Source organism: Marinobacter sp. L-46 (assembly GCF_056859535.1).
Genome location: NZ_JBSXOP010000076.1, coordinates 126409 through 140636, shown reverse-complemented (window position 1 = coordinate 140636; position 14228 = coordinate 126409). Strand labels below are relative to the sequence as shown.

The window sequence follows — 14228 nt, the reverse complement described above, 5'->3', positions numbered from 1 at the left end:
TTTCATTGAGGCCAGAGTCACCGGAGTGACTCATCATAAAGGCCGGATATATGTGCGCAGTTTTACCCAGTTAACTTTTTACACCACCGAGAGCTTGGGAGGCTTGCGCAACAAGAGGTCTACATATATGTGCTCGTAGCGTGTCCTGAAGGGGCACCTCCCCCGTGCGACAACTCCAGGAGATGAGGGCTCAGGGCTTTAGAAGCCTCGTGGAACCGTCTGCGCTTCCACGAACTCGAACAAGCCTTCCAAGCCACCTTCGCGGCCAATACCAGAGGCTTTCATGCCACCAAACGGCGCTTCCGGTGTGGGCCCGGTGCCGGTGTTCCAGCCTACGTGGCCGAAACGCAGGCCGGCAGCGACCCGCTGGGCGCGCTCGGCGTCGGCGGTGAAGACGTAGGAGGCCAGGCCGAATTCGGTGTCGTTGCCGGCTTCGATGACTTCCTCTTCGGTGCGGAACAGTGCCATGGGCACCAGCGGGCCGAAGGTTTCTTCCTGGTAGCAGGCCATGTTGCGGTCAACGCCCTGCACCACAGTAGGCGGGAAGAACAGGCCTTCGCCCAACTCATCCGGCTGCTTGCCGGCAACCAGTTTGCCGCCTTTGGCCAGGGCGTCTTCCAGGTGGCGTTTGACCTTGTCGAAGCCGGCTTTGTTGACCAGCGGGCCGATGTCGACGCCGTCGTTCATGCCGTCGCCGACGGTCATTTTGTTCACCCGCTCGGCGAGTTTTTCGCCGAAGGCGTCGGCCACTTTTTCATGCACGAAGATGCGGTTGGCGCAGACGCAGGTCTGGCCGCCACCACGGAATTTGTTGGCGATCAGGTTGTCGGCGGCGGCATCCAGGTCAGCGTCGTCGAAGACGATATACGGGGCGTTGCCACCCAGTTCCAGTGACAGCTTTTTCACCTGCTCGGCGGTGTCGACGATCAGTTTTCGGCCCACTTCGGTCGAGCCGGTGAAGCTGAGCATGGGTACGTCTTTGTGTTCACACAGCACTTTGCCGATGACGCTGGCCTTGCCCATCACCAGGTTGACCATGCCATCGGGCAGGCCGAGTTTGTCCATGATGCTGAAGAAGGCAACCATGGTGAGCGGGGTTTCACTGGCCGGTTTGATGACCGAGGGGCAGCCGGCCGCCAGGGCCGCCGAGAGTTTCTTGGCGATCATGCCAATGGGGAAGTTCCAGGGCACAATCAGGCCGGTGACACCGATGGGGCGGTAGTGAACCGTCCAGGTGCAGTCTTTCGGCTTTTCCGGAATGGTGTGGGCATCCAGCGCCTGGATATGTTTGGCGCAGTAATCGAAGAAGCCGGCGGCGTAGTCCACTTCGCCCTGGCCTTCTTTCCAGGGCTTGCCGTGTTCCATGCACAGGATGCGGCCGATTTCCTCGCGGTTGTCCTTCAAGGCATCGCGGATGTCTTCCAGCCATTTGCGGCGGGTTTCAAGGGGATAGGGGTTGGTCAGCCGCAGGGCCTGCTTGCCGGCATCGACCGCATCCAGTATGTCTTGCTCCGGCATCGAAGGCACTTTGGCAATCACCTCGCCCGTGGCCGGATTGTAGACATCAAAGGTGCTGCCACCGGCGCTGTCTGTCCAGCGCCCGCCAATGTAGCCGGTAAGATTCTGCAACAGTGGTGATTCGATCATCTCGACTCCTTTTCTGTGCCTGATCACGCCCGGTTGCGGGCCGGGATCCGAGGTTCGGGTTCTGCCTTCATAGTGGTAGCTGTGGGCCAGCCTGTAAAGTCAGCGGGGATTTTTTGACCCATCCCGGTCTCTGCCTATACTCGGGGGAGTGAATCAAGGAGGCCGGACATGAAAGCATTTTTCCATCCGTCACAGGATCTGCACATCCCGAAGACGTATTTCACCCGGGGCCAGATGCGCCAGCCCCAGGAGGTGCCGGATCGTACCGGGCAGATGATTGAAGGCCTGAAGGCGTTGGGCATTCCGGTGTTACAGCCCGCCGACCAGGGCGCGGCGCCGATCTCGAAGGTGCATGACCTGGGTTATCTTCGGTTCCTGGAATCCGCCCACCGGCGCTGGATGGAAATGGAAGACTGGGGTGACGAGGTGATGTCCAACATCTTCGTGCGCTCCCCCAATGCCCTGCGGGGTATCCTGGCGGAAGCGGCCCATTACCTGGCTGACGGCAGTTGCCCGATTGGCGAGAATACCTGGAAGGCTGCCTACTGGTCGGCCCAGACCGCTCTCGGGGCGGCGGATGCGCTGATTGGCGGCGAACGCTATGCTTATGCAGTATGCCGCCCACCCGGCCACCACGCCCGCAAAGACGCCGCCGGGGGCTTCTGCTACCTGAACAATGCCGCCATCGCTGCCGAGCATATGAAAAGCCGGTTCCCGCGTACGGTGATCCTGGATACCGACATGCACCACGGACAGGGCATCCAGGAAATCTTCTACGATCGCAGCGATGTGCTGTACATCTCCATCCATGGCGACCCCACCAACTTCTACCCGGTGGTGAGCGGCTTCGAGGACGAGCGCGGCGAAGGCGAAGGCTACGGTTACAACATCAACCTGCCCATGCCCCACGGCTCCAGCGAGGAAGATTTCTTTGCCCGCGTGGAGGAGGCACTGGCGGCTGTGCGGCTGTACCAGCCCGATGTGCTGATCCTGCCGCTGGGCTTCGATATCTATAAAAACGACCCGCAGGCGAAGGTGTCGGTGTCGTCCGAGGGCTTCTGCCGGCTCAGCACCCACATCCGGCAGCTGGGGCTGCCGACGCTGATCGTACAGGAGGGAGGATATGACCTGGACGCCCTCAGCGAGAACGTCCAGCAGTTCTTCAGGGGGCTGGAAGGTTAGGCGCCCGGAGCGTAAACCTTCACGTTGTTAAGGCCTTCCGCCTTCAGGTGACCGGCGTGCATGCGGCTCATGGTGCCCCGGTCACAGTACAACAGGTACTGGCGGCCTGCCGGCAGCTCCGGCACCTGCTGGTTGAGCTCGTAGAACGGGATCTTCAGGATCTCGTTGTTGGTAAGCGTCAGCGGCGCCCGCTCTTCCTCGGAAGGGTGGCGCACGTCGATAATCACATCGTCTACCGCCGGGGTCTGTACCAGTTCCACCTCTTCCGGAGTCACCACGCTGTCGAGCAGTTCGCTCACCTTGGTGTGCTCGCTGTTGGCGATGGCGCTGGCCAGCACTTGCGCGTCCATGTGGGTCTCTTCTTCCTCCACCCGGTGCAGCTTGGCGCGGGTGACCGGCTTGCTGGAAATCACGCCACAGTATTCCGGCATGTTGCGGGCAAAGGGCTCGGTACCGATGTCCCGGGCAATGCGGATGATTTCCTGCTTGTCCATGGCAATCAGCGGGCGCAGCACCACTTCATCGCTGGCGCGATCGACCACGTTCAGGTTGGTCAGGGTCTGGCTCGACACCTGGGCCACGGCATCGCCCATCACCAGGCCAGTGGCGGTGTAATCCCGGGCAATTTCCGCCGCGGCTTTCAGCATCATGCGCTTGAGCACCACGCCCCAGTGGCGATGGTTTACCGAACGCATGATCTCTGCCACCACGCTCTCGAAGGGCACCGAGATAAACTTCACATTGTGGGAGGCGCCGTAACGCTGCCACAGGTAGTGCACCACCTGGCGCACGCCCACCTCATGGGCAGTGCCGCCGAGGTTGAAGAACAGGAAATGGCTGCGTATACCGCGGCGCATCATCAGGTAAGCCGCTACCGACGAATCGTAGCCACCGGAGATCAATGTCATCACGGTTTCCACGGTACCCAGCGGATAGCCGCCCAAGCCCTCGTGACGGCGATGGGCAATGTGGAACTGGTCATCGTTCACTTCGATGCGCACTTCCACTTCCGGATTTTTCAGATCGACCCCTCGGGCCTCGGAGGCTTGCATCAGCGCGCCGCCGACCAGTCGCTCCAGGTCAATCGAACGGAAATCGTGCTGGCCATGGCGCCGTGCACGCACTGCAAAGGTTTTGCCTTTCAGCCGACCGGCAAAGGCCTGTACAGCCTTGGCGCCCACATCGTCCAGGTCCACAAACGGGTAAACCGCGATTTCCTGGATGGTGGAAATGCCGGAAATTCGGGTAAGTTCATCAATCACCGCGCCGGTCAGGCCCCGGCCTTCGGGCACCTCCACATCAACCCGGTCCCAGCTGCCATCCACCCGGATGTCGGCATCCAGCCGGGCCAGGAGTTTCCGGATATTCTGCCGCAACTGGCGCATTTGCTGCTGGCGAACGGGTTTGCTTTTGATGGCCACTTCAGCGGCAGGACGAATCAGTAATTTCATAAAAAAGGACTTTGATCGGAGGAACGTCGGGTAGCGTAAAAGGCGGAAAGCGCTTAGTGTACCCTTTCGCCTGAGTGGCTCAAAATCCGTCATTGCCGAAACAGCAGGAGTTCCAACACCGATGACCGAATCCACCATGAATGCCCTGGTCTCTCCGGAGGGCAGCCTCGAAATTCTCTCCACCCACGAGGTAAACCGGCTCAAGGACAAGAGTGAAGGTGGCTTGTACCGATTGTTCAGGCAATGCGCCCTGGCGGTGCTGAATACCGGCATGGAAACCGACGACTGCAAGGAACTGATGGAAGCCCACGGCGATTTCGATGTGCGGCTGGTTCCCCAGCCCCGGGGCCTGAAGCTGGAGCTGATCAATGCCCCGGCGCACGCCTTTGTTGACGGCGAAATGCTGCGGGCCATCCGGGAACACCTGTTCTCGGTGTTGCGGGATATTGTCTACAGCCACTCGCTGCCCGACACCGTCTCCGGCTTCCGCAAGAATAATCCGGAAGACATTACCAACCTGGTGTTCCATATCCTGCGCAATGCCCGGGCCCTGGAGCCCGGCCGCCAGCCCGACATGGTGGTGTGCTGGGGTGGCCATTCCATCAGCCATGACGAGTACCAGTACAGCAAGGAAGTGGGGCACCAGCTGGGGCTTCGGGGAATGAGCATCTGTACCGGCTGCGGCCCCGGCGCCATGAAAGGCCCCATGAAAGGCGCGACCATTGCCCACGCCAAGCAGCGGATCAAGAACGGTCGTTACATTGGCATTACCGAACCGGGCATCATCGGGGCGGAAGCGCCCAACCCGATTGTCAACGAACTGGTGATCATGCCGGATATCGAAAAGCGGCTGGAAGCCTTTGTGCGCTGCGGCCACGGGGTGATCGTTTTCCCCGGTGGCGTCGGTACGGCCGAAGAGATTCTGTATCTTCTGGGCATTCTGCTACATCCGGACAACGCCGACCTACCGTTCCCGGTGGTGTTTACCGGCCGCCGGGAAAACGCGGAATACTTCGAGATGATCGACAAGTTCATCCGCAATGCCCTGGGCGACGAAGCCGCCAGCAAGTACGACATCATCATTGATGACCCGGTACGGGTAGCCCAAACCATGAAGCAGGGCATCAAGGATGTGGAGACCTTCCGCCGTGCCATGCAGGATGCCTACTACTTCAACTGGATGCTGAAGATCGACCCGGTGTTCCAGTTACCGTTCGAGCCCAACCACAGCAACATGCGGGAGCTGGAATTACACAGGGATCAACCGGCACACCTGATTGCGGCGAATCTGCGCAAGGCGTTCAGCGGTATCGTGGCGGGAAATGTGAAGGAAAGCGGAATTCGGCAGATTCAGGAGAAGGGACCGTTTGAAATTGCCGGAGACCCGACGCTGATCAAACCCCTTGAGGCCATGCTGGAGCAGTTTATTGCCCAAGACCGGATGAAACTGCCGGGATCATCCGCCTACCGGCCCAGTTACCGGATTGTCAGTGGTGCGGCCTGAGCCGCACCACTGCCGGGCAATTACTTGCCGCCAGCCGGCAGGCTTGCGTAGTAAGCCGCCAGGTTAGCGATGTCTTCATCGCTCAGGGCAGCTGCCTGGCCCTGCATGACCGGAGCCTGGCCACCCTGACGCTGACCAGCCTTGTAGGCTTTCAGGGCAGCAACCAGGTACTGCTCTTTCTGGCCTGCCAGGTTCGGGTAGATGGGCACCTGGGAGATACCGTTCTGGCCGTGGCATGCGGCACAAACGCCAGCCTTGGCCTTACCGGCTTCGGCGTCGGCTGCCATGGAAGCGGCAGGCGCAGCAGCACCCAGTGCGAACAGACCAGCAACTGCGAAGTGTTTCAGGTTCATAGAGTTCATCCTCTCATCGTTTTTACGTTTACAATTCAGTTTTTTATCAACCGGACCGTAAGTCAGACTTTCTTTATAGCACAGCCATCCAAGGCCTCAAATGTGATAGGTCAAGGACATTCGTGCGACCATAGTGCTGTTTTACTCTTGTGCTGACTGTAGGACAGTACGAACAAACCGCAAAAATACATTAATTAACAAAATCACTTGCCCACCGGAGATCACACCACATGTCTGTAGAGGTTCAGGAACTCGCCTGCCGCCAGGGCCACATCGGTCTGCTTACCCTGAATGCAGCCCAGACCCTCAACGCCCTGACCGAGGACATGGTCAACCAGGCCCAGGAAACCCTGGATCGCTGGGCCACAGACGACCGCATCTGCATGGTGGTGTTGCAAGGCAGTGGCGAACGGGCCTTCTGTGCCGGCGGTAACATCCGCAACCTTTACCAGGCCCTGAAAGGTGAAGGCGACACCTCGGCTTCGGAACGCTTCTTCACCCGGGAGTACCGGCTTGACTACAGCCTGCACCGTTTTCCGAAGCCGGTGGTGGGCCTGGCCCGGGGCATTGTGATGGGGGGCGGCCTGGGCCTGCTGTCGGCCTGCCGCTACCGGCTGGTCACACCCGATGTCACCCTGGCCATGCCGGAAATCAGCATCGGCCTGTTCCCGGATGTCGGCGCCAGCTGGTTCCTTAACCGACTGCCGGGGCGCCTCGGGCTGTTTATGGGGCTGACCGGGGCCCGCCTGAACGTGGCCGACACCCTGCGGGTGGGGCTGGCAGACCTGGTGATTGATGCGGGCCAGATCGAAACCCTGCTGGCCCGCCTGCAGGATGAGCGCTGGACCGGCGAGGCCGCCGCCGATGACAACCGGCTGTTCCGCCTGCTGAACCAGGTGGAAGCCCTGGATTACCGGAGCCTGGCGCCGGGCCACCTGGAGCGGCACGAACAGACCATCGCCCGGCTGACCGCAGGCACCGAGCTGCCCGCCATCATCGAACAGATACTCGCCGCCGACATTGACGACCCCTGGTGGCAAAGCTGTGCGGAAAACCTGAAGAATGGCTGCCCGGTGACCGCCTGGCTGGTCTGGCACCAGCTGCGCAAGGGTCAGCAGATGTCACTGAAGGATATTTTCCGGATGGAACTGGCCATGGCACTGGAATGCACCCGCCGCCCCGACCTCGCCGAAGGCATCCGGGCATTGCTGGTGGACAAAGATAAAGCGCCGGTGTGGTCGTTCAAATCCGCCGGGGAGGTACCGGAAGAGGTGATCGAAAGGCATTTCGAGCCGGTTTGGGACGACCTGAACGACCCGATGCAGCTGGACTGACACCGGGCCGGGAAATCAGCGGGCCGCGCCCGCCTGCACCAGCAGCATTTCCAGGTCCTGGTTATTGCGGGCCCGGGCAATGTCGAGGGCCGTGGTGCCATCGGTGCGCCGGTAGTGCACATCAGCACCAGCGGCCAGCAGCATCTCGGCGGTCAGCAGGTCGCCGGCTTCCACCACTTTCATCAGCAGGGATTCGCCGTCCTGGCTGACATTGACGTTGGCTCCCGCCGCCAGCAAGGCCCGAACCACCGACAAATGCCCGTTTTCCGCCGCATGGATCACCGGCGTGTAACCGCTGTTGTCTTCGCTGTTCACATCGGCACCGGCCGCCAGCAGCAAGCGGACAATACGCCGGTTACCCTCCGCCGCTGCCAGCATCAGCGGGGTTTTGGAAGAACTTGCCCTTGGGTCTGGGTCCACGCCCTGCGACAGCATATCCAGCACCGCCCGGTCTTCATTGGCCGCAACCGCTGCCAGCAAATCCGCGCCGGTGGCCCCGGTATCGCCTACCTCGCCCGTGCTGCTGCAACCGGCCAGCAACGACAGCACCACCAAAACCACAAAATGAAAGCGACTGCCCGCACCCCTGCTCATCATTCGTACTCTCTTGTTTGATTTTTTCAGCTATTTTGCGGGCCGGGTGGTCATAATTAAATCGAAACGGTCACAACTCCGACACTTGTGCCGACCAGCGGGCCACGATTTGTCTCAGCCGCATTTCACCCTCCCCCTTGCCGGTAACCAGCCCAAGCGCCTGCAACTGCGGCCAGGCCCAACCCTGAAGCACCGCACGGCACCAGAGCCCGGCATCCTCCTGCCCGGCCAGCCAGGCCATCCAGCCAGGCCAGCTGCAGACTTCACGCAGCAGCGGCAAAGTCACTTCAAACCCCCGGTAGCCCTCTGCAAAGCTCCACAAATCCTGCCAGTCGTCCGGCCCGGGCTCTGCCGTGGCAGGCAGGTCTGCGGCAAGCTGCGCCAGCAATTCCTGGGGCATGTCGGCCCAGTGCCGGGGAATCAGCACCTGCCAGTGCCTGGCAAACCGGCGGCGCAGGCGCTGCTCCAGGTCGCAGCCCGCCGGGGATACACCCTTGAACAGTTGCACCGGAAACTCGCCAGTAGAACGCTCCCGGGTCAGCCCGATACGCGCCAGGCGTAATCCACAACCTTGCCAGAACGACTGCAAACCCGCTTCGCCACCAAAACTGGTACCCAGCGAATCCAGCTCCTGGCTCCGGCAAGACTCTTCCGCCGCCGCCACCAGCGCCCGGCCCACGCCCAGCTGCCGGGCCGGCTCTGCCACGGCAATGCGCACCACCCGAAAACACCGCTGCTGCGCCGCCTCCGCAAAGCCACCATGGCTGGCCAGGGACTGCGCCAGCAAATGCCCCCGCAAACGGCGCTGGCCCATGGCCACCTGGGCGGCCAGGTCCTGATCCAGGCCGCCTTCCACACATCCCCAGAGCACACCCACGGTTTTGCCCTGCACCACCGCCCGCCAGCTGCTGGCGGCCGGATCGTCCAGCCACTGCCGCAAGTCCGCCGGCGTGGTGCGGTAATGGGCATCCACCAGCAAGCCGAAGGCCTCGGCAAGTTCCGCCTCGCTGGCCTGTGCCGGATTCCAGGGTTCGACAGACACTGCACCGGGTTTCGGCTTGCTGCTGTCCGGCCCCCGGGCACCCAACAGAAACATCCGGAACAACACCCGCTCCAGGGGATCACCCTGCGCCCAGCGCACCGGCTGGTTCAGCTCCACCGATTGCCAGTGCGGCGCCTCCCGGTCCAGCACCTGCCGGAACCGGATCGCAAAGCCCCGCCCGGTGCCCTCATAGCCATGCACCGTGCTGGCAAACGCCACCCGCGGCCAGCCCAGCAAAACCTCCCGCAGCCAGCTCGCCGGCAAACCGGCGGCCTCATCCACCATCACCACCTCGGCCTCCGGCTTCTGCGCCAGCAACTCCGGCACCGGCAGGAAACGAATCGCCTGCCCGCCCGGCAGCACAAGCTCCGACTCCGACCGGCTCTCAACCCGGTCGCCCATAACCTCCGCCGCATGCCGGAAAAAACTCTGCAGATTGTCCACCGAAGGCGACGTCACCAACACCTGCTGCCGCCCCGCCAGCAACAACTCCGCCGCCGCCATCCCCAACGCCGCCGACTTCCCCCGGCCCCGGTCTGCCGTCACCACCACCGGCCGCCGACGCCGCCCCAACCCGAAACGCACCAGCCGCGCCACCAGCTCCGACTGCTCCGGCGTCGACCCCGGCCTGAAAGCCAACCCGTCACCCCGGACATCCGGCAGCACCGGGCATTCATCAATACCCTGCCGAACCCGGACCACCGCACCGTCAGACGCCACAACCTCCGCCAACCGCGCCAAAAACCGATGCTCCCCCGCCCCATCCAGCCCCGTGCGCGAGTAATCCGGATCCTCAAACCCCGGCCATTCCGCCAGCGGCGGCATCAGCCAGAACAACAACCCACCGGCCCTCAACGTACCCGCCAACCCCGCAAACCCATCCGGCGGATTCCCCTGCCAGCCATCCCAAACCAACACCCCGGTCTCCCGCCCCAGCCAGCGCTTGTACTGCGCTGCCGAGACGCCACGGACACCCGCAACCCCGGCGTCCTCTTCACGACCAACCCACAACGCCTGAGTGAGATCAAAACCACCCAACCGCTCCTGCACCCAGCCCCGGGCCCACTCCTGTTCACCCTCCACCAGAACGAGGCGGCGTTGACCGGTATGGGCCAATTGAGCCGAAAAGGTTTGCCAGTTCTGTGTGATCGAGGAAGGCATAATCTGAAGGCAACTCCGATGGAGCGCTGCGCCGGGGGTGGCCTTCAAAAAATTTGCGGAGCCATGGATGGCGGAGCAGAAGCGCCACATGGGCTCAGCCGAGCTCTTATGAAGCGAAGCTTCATGCGAAAGCTGAGCGACCGCAATCTGTGATTGCGGGCCGGACCCCGTAGGGGTGCCGACAGGAGCGTTTTTTTGAAGGCCACCCCCGGCGCAGTGCGGGCATGAATGACAAAGTCTCAGGCAATTATGCGGCACGGCTACTCCCGCTGCCAGCAGCCAAGTACAATACCCACCATGCCAAACCAGCCCCAAACGCCAGACACCAGCTACCTGCCAGACCACCTAACCGACGAACAGCGGGCCATCATCACCGCCGGCTACGAACACTCGGTGATCACCGCCGTGGCCGGCAGCGGCAAAACCTCCACCCTGGCCTGGCGCATACGCCACCTGCTGCAACAGGGCCACGACCCGGACCGCATGCTGGTACTCATGTTCAACCGCAGCGCCCGCATCGACTTCCAGCGCAAGCTACAAGAGGTGTGCCACCAGTCCGGCCTGGCCCTGCCGGAAATACGCACCTACCACGCCATGGGCCTGCGGCTGTACAAACGCTTCGTGCGGGAAGGCTATCTGCCGGGATTCTCTGAAAAAATCCTCACCGAACAGGAAATCGGCTACCAGGCCTGGCTGCTCACCCGCCGGCTGGCACCGGAAGACCTGGCTGACGAAATCCGCCGCAACAAGAAAGACTATGTGGAAACCGCCACCGGCTTTATCGACCTGGTCAAAACCTGCCTGTCGCCGGCAGAAATCGTATTCGAAGAACTGGGCTACTCGGAAAAACACAAATACCTGATCGACCTGTTCCACAGCTTTGAGCAATGGCGCAAAAGCCAGAGCCGCATCAGCTACGCCGACATGCTGTACGAACCGGTCATGGCTATTCACCAGAACCCGCCATTGCAGCGCCTCGTCGGAAATAAAATGGACCTGATCCTGGTGGACGAATACCAGGACACCAACGAAATCCAGCACCTGCTGCTGCGCTACGTGGCCGGCGACCGCGCCCGGGTGACCGTGGTCGGCGACCCGGACCAGACCATCTACGAATTCCGCGGCGCCAAGCCTGAATTTATCCTGCGCCGGTTCAGCGACGAGTTCGAAAGCCCCCTGGAACAGACCCTGAGCTACACCTTCCGGTACGGCCACCAGGTCGCCTTGCTGGCCAACCACCTGATTTGCCACAACACCGGCCGCAAAGATGTGCTGTGCCACTCCCACTCATCCACTCCGGCTACCGGTGTAAACCTGCACCGGGCAGACAACGACAGCGACCAGATCCTGAAAATTCTGCAGCAACAAAGCCCGGAGCAAACCAGCCAGACCGCCATCCTGTTCCGGGTCTGGAGCCAGAGTGTGCCGATCGAGCTGAAACTGCTGGCCCGGCAGATCCCCTATCGCATCGACAGCGGCAAAGGGGCCCTGTTCAGCCGGGAAGTGCAGGCCATTATCGCCCTGCTGATGGTGGTCAGCGACCGCCTGCACCAGCTGCCCGACAGTGACCGGCTGGACCTGGCCCGGCAACTGCTGCGCTTTCCCCACGTCGGCCTGAAAGAGCCGGAACTGGAAAACCTGGCGCAGTTCCTCGCCGGCTTCGACAGCGACTGGCACGAACGCCTGCTGGCCATGGACTTCAACGCCCTGGCCCCCATGGCCGCCCGCAAGCTGAAAAAACTGGGCGAAGTATTGATGCAGCTGCGCAACTACAAGAGCCCCGTGGCCGGACTGATCAGCGTCTACGCCGACCATACCGATCTGTATGAAGGCATTCGCAGCCTCGCCCTGACCCACGACAGCGCCGAAGAGCGCATCGACACCATTCAGGGCTTCCGCGACTACCTGAAAAGCCTGGATGTCGACGCCGCCGGTGCGCTGGACCACCTCAAGGCCCTGAAACAGCAGGCCGGCGAGCAGCGGGAACAGGGCGTGCTGTTATCCACCATCCACCGCACCAAGGGCCTGGAGTGGCCGGTGGTCATCATTCCCGGCTTGCAGGAAAAGTACCTGCCCTACAGCCCCCGCCCGCAGGACGATGCCCGGGCCCTGCTGGAGAGTGAACGGCGGCTGCTCTACGTGGGCATGACCCGTTGCCGGGAGCAGCTGCACCTGATTACCCGCCCCGACAGCAGCCACCCGCACCTGGAGGGTGATCAGGGCCCCAGCCGCTTCGTGGCAGAATTCTGCTTCCCCCTGGCCCGGGAGCTGGGGCAGGTTCTGGACGCAGGTAACCCCGCCTCCGACCAGCCCATAACGCTCCGGCACCCCCTCACTCCGGTCAGCCTGCGCTATGCCGAAAGGGCCAAAATCACCCTGGATGGCCAGGCGCCAGCCAGCACCCCGGACACCTCACAACCCGTATGGCACCAGCCCCGGCTCATTCACGCCATCTTTGGCGCCGGCCGCGTAACCGGGGAAGACGAAAGCTCATTCGAGGTGCGCTTTGATAATGGCGACACCCTGAATTTCAGCAAGAAAAGCGCCCACCTGTACTTCACCCCGGTAACAGACTGATCCATAAGTGGAATCCCCTGCGTACAAATCCTGACCCCGGTAAAGGTGTAATTTTTTGTATTTTTTGGCTTACTAGCCTAGATTCCAGATAAGGCTTTGTATCTAGGGGTTTGTCTGCGTTCCTGATGAGAGAGCGGGAACATAAAAATGAAACAGGAGGTTCTGCATGAACATCGTGCGCCCGGTCGCTTTGGCCGTATTAGCTTCATCCCTGTCTGCGCCAGCCCTGGCCGCCGACAAGCAATCCATTTACCTGAACCCGTTCGCCGGTTACCAGCTGTTTGACGACAAGCGTGACCTGAGCGAAACCGACACCTACGGCGTTGGTATTGAATATCGGTTCAAACCCCACTGGGCGGTAGAAGCGGTTTACTCACGCGCTGATGCAGACCGCAAGTACGTAAACGGCGATTCCGAGTTCGAAGAACTGCGCCTGGACGGGCTGTATTACTTCCGCGGCCAGGATTCTGCCTGGAACCCGTACCTGGCCTTCGGTGCCGGCTATGCTGATTTCGGTGACGGCCCGGTATTTACCGCTGGCACCAACCATGACGAAACCCGTGTAAACGTGGGCGCCGGTGTGCGTTACAATATCAGCGACATGATTTCCCTGCGCGGTGACCTGCGCGAGTTCCACGGCATTGACGAAAGCACCTTCGACACCATGGTGTCTCTGGGCCTGAGCCTGGCCTTCCACCGCACCACCACCGAGCCCAAGCCGGCGGATGCGGACAACGACGGTGTGCCCGATTCCCGTGACCAGTGCGCCAACACCCCGGTCGGTGCCCAGGTAGACAGCCGCGGCTGTGAACTGGATGCTGACAACGATGGCGTTGCCGACAGCAAGGACCAGTGCCCGAACACCCCGGCTGGCGCTGAAGTAAACAGCCGTGGCTGTGAGCTGGACAGCGACAACGATGGCGTGGTGAACAGCAAGGACCAGTGCCCGAACACTGCCGCCGGTGCTGAAGTGGATGAAACCGGTTGCGAAGGTGTCACCGAGACCATCGAAACCATCGAGCTGCGGGTTCAGTTCCCCACCAACAGCTCCGTGATTGACGCCACCTACGACGCCGAAATCCGCAAGGCGGCGGACTTCATGGAAGAGTACCCGGACACCACCGTTGAGATTGCCGGTCACTCCGACAGCATTGGTGATGCCGAATACAACCGCTTCCTGTCCCAGCGCCGTGCCGAAGCCGTGGCTGATCGCCTGACTTCCGTACTGGGTGTGGATCCGGACCGTGTAACTGCAGTTGGTTACGGTGAAGTCGAGCCGATTGCCAGCAACGACACTGCAGCTGGCCGTGCCCAGAACCGCCGTGTAGAAGCCCGCATCCAGGTTCGTCGCTAAGACCAACCGGACGGGTAGTGAATAAGTAA

The 14228-nt window shown here is 61.7% G+C and carries 10 protein-coding genes; 5 read left to right on the top strand and 5 right to left on the bottom strand.

Translation table 11 applies throughout. The features are described from left to right. Nucleotides 1-198: 198 nt before the first annotated feature. Complete coding sequence (locus AC13DJ_RS13195) at nt 199-1647, bottom strand: NAD-dependent succinate-semialdehyde dehydrogenase (RefSeq protein ID WP_232903169.1); 1449 nt, start codon at nt 1645-1647, stop codon at nt 199-201. Between the two features lie 168 nt (nt 1648-1815). Between AC13DJ_RS13195 and AC13DJ_RS13190 the strand changes: the two genes are divergently transcribed. Continuing rightward, on the top strand, nt 1816-2829 hold the full coding sequence (locus AC13DJ_RS13190; protein WP_482933294.1) for a histone deacetylase family protein: 1014 nt from the start codon (nt 1816-1818) through the stop codon (nt 2827-2829). Here the strand turns inward: AC13DJ_RS13190 and thiI are convergent. Next, nucleotides 2826-4280, bottom strand: a complete 1455-nt coding sequence (thiI, locus tag AC13DJ_RS13185) for a tRNA uracil 4-sulfurtransferase ThiI (protein ID WP_474540738.1) — start codon at nt 4278-4280, stop codon at nt 2826-2828. The two genes, AC13DJ_RS13190 and thiI, sit on opposite strands and share 4 nt — an antisense overlap. Before the next feature lie 121 nt (nt 4281-4401). On the opposite strand from thiI, the gene ppnN reads away from it, so the two are divergent. Further along, nucleotides 4402-5784, top strand: a complete 1383-nt coding sequence (gene ppnN, locus AC13DJ_RS13180; protein ID WP_474540737.1) for a nucleotide 5'-monophosphate nucleosidase PpnN — start codon at nt 4402-4404, stop codon at nt 5782-5784. Between the two features lie 20 nt (nt 5785-5804). On the opposite strand, the gene AC13DJ_RS13175 is transcribed toward ppnN, so the two are convergent. Beyond that, nucleotides 5805-6137 carry a c-type cytochrome gene (locus AC13DJ_RS13175; protein WP_474540736.1) on the bottom strand — a complete coding sequence of 111 codons (333 nt, stop codon included), beginning with the start codon at nt 6135-6137 and terminating at the stop codon, nt 5805-5807. 230 nt (nt 6138-6367) lie between these two features. Here AC13DJ_RS13175 and AC13DJ_RS13170 point away from each other — a divergent pair, with 230 nt between their 5' ends. Beyond that, complete coding sequence (locus tag AC13DJ_RS13170; protein ID WP_474540735.1) at nt 6368-7471, top strand: enoyl-CoA hydratase/isomerase family protein; 1104 nt, start codon at nt 6368-6370, stop codon at nt 7469-7471. A gap of 15 nt (nt 7472-7486) precedes the next feature. Here the strand turns inward: AC13DJ_RS13170 and AC13DJ_RS13165 are convergent, their stop codons facing one another. Further along, on the bottom strand, nt 7487-8068 hold the full coding sequence (locus AC13DJ_RS13165) for an ankyrin repeat domain-containing protein (RefSeq protein ID WP_474540734.1): 582 nt from the start codon (nt 8066-8068) through the stop codon (nt 7487-7489). A gap of 67 nt (nt 8069-8135) precedes the next feature. Then, a complete protein-coding gene (locus AC13DJ_RS13160) occupies nt 8136-10268 on the bottom strand; it encodes a tRNA(Met) cytidine acetyltransferase TmcA (RefSeq protein WP_482933293.1) in 2133 nt (710 codons plus the stop codon). A 297-nt stretch (nt 10269-10565) separates the two neighbouring features. On the opposite strand from AC13DJ_RS13160, the gene AC13DJ_RS13155 reads away from it, so the two are divergent. Together AC13DJ_RS13155 and AC13DJ_RS13150 are read left to right on the top strand one after the other, a co-directional pair. Beyond that, nucleotides 10566-12845, top strand: a complete 2280-nt coding sequence (locus AC13DJ_RS13155; RefSeq protein ID WP_474540732.1) for an ATP-dependent helicase — start codon at nt 10566-10568, stop codon at nt 12843-12845. A 166-nt stretch (nt 12846-13011) separates the two neighbouring features. After that, the gene (locus tag AC13DJ_RS13150; RefSeq protein ID WP_474540731.1) at nt 13012-14199 is read left to right on the top strand and encodes an OmpA family protein; all 1188 of its coding nucleotides are present in this window, start codon (nt 13012-13014) and stop codon (nt 14197-14199) included. Nucleotides 14200-14228: the final 29 nt, after the last annotated feature.

Coding starts and splice junctions, on each gene's coding strand:
- AC13DJ_RS13170 (WP_474540735.1), top strand. CDS start 6,368: ATGTCTGTAGAGGTTCAGGAACTCGCCTGCCGCCAGGGCCACATCGGT.
- AC13DJ_RS13150 (WP_474540731.1), top strand. CDS start 13,012: ATGAACATCGTGCGCCCGGTCGCTTTGGCCGTATTAGCTTCATCCCTG.
- AC13DJ_RS13165 (WP_474540734.1), bottom strand. CDS start 8,068: ATGATGAGCAGGGGTGCGGGCAGTCGCTTTCATTTTGTGGTTTTGGTG.
- thiI (WP_474540738.1), bottom strand. CDS start 4,280: ATGAAATTACTGATTCGTCCTGCCGCTGAAGTGGCCATCAAAAGCAAA.
- AC13DJ_RS13190 (WP_482933294.1), top strand. CDS start 1,816: ATGAAAGCATTTTTCCATCCGTCACAGGATCTGCACATCCCGAAGACG.
- AC13DJ_RS13195 (WP_232903169.1), bottom strand. CDS start 1,647: ATGATCGAATCACCACTGTTGCAGAATCTTACCGGCTACATTGGCGGG.
- AC13DJ_RS13155 (WP_474540732.1), top strand. CDS start 10,566: ATGCCAAACCAGCCCCAAACGCCAGACACCAGCTACCTGCCAGACCAC.
- AC13DJ_RS13160 (WP_482933293.1), bottom strand. CDS start 10,268: ATGCCTTCCTCGATCACACAGAACTGGCAAACCTTTTCGGCTCAATTG.
- AC13DJ_RS13175 (WP_474540736.1), bottom strand. CDS start 6,137: ATGAACCTGAAACACTTCGCAGTTGCTGGTCTGTTCGCACTGGGTGCT.
- ppnN (WP_474540737.1), top strand. CDS start 4,402: ATGACCGAATCCACCATGAATGCCCTGGTCTCTCCGGAGGGCAGCCTC.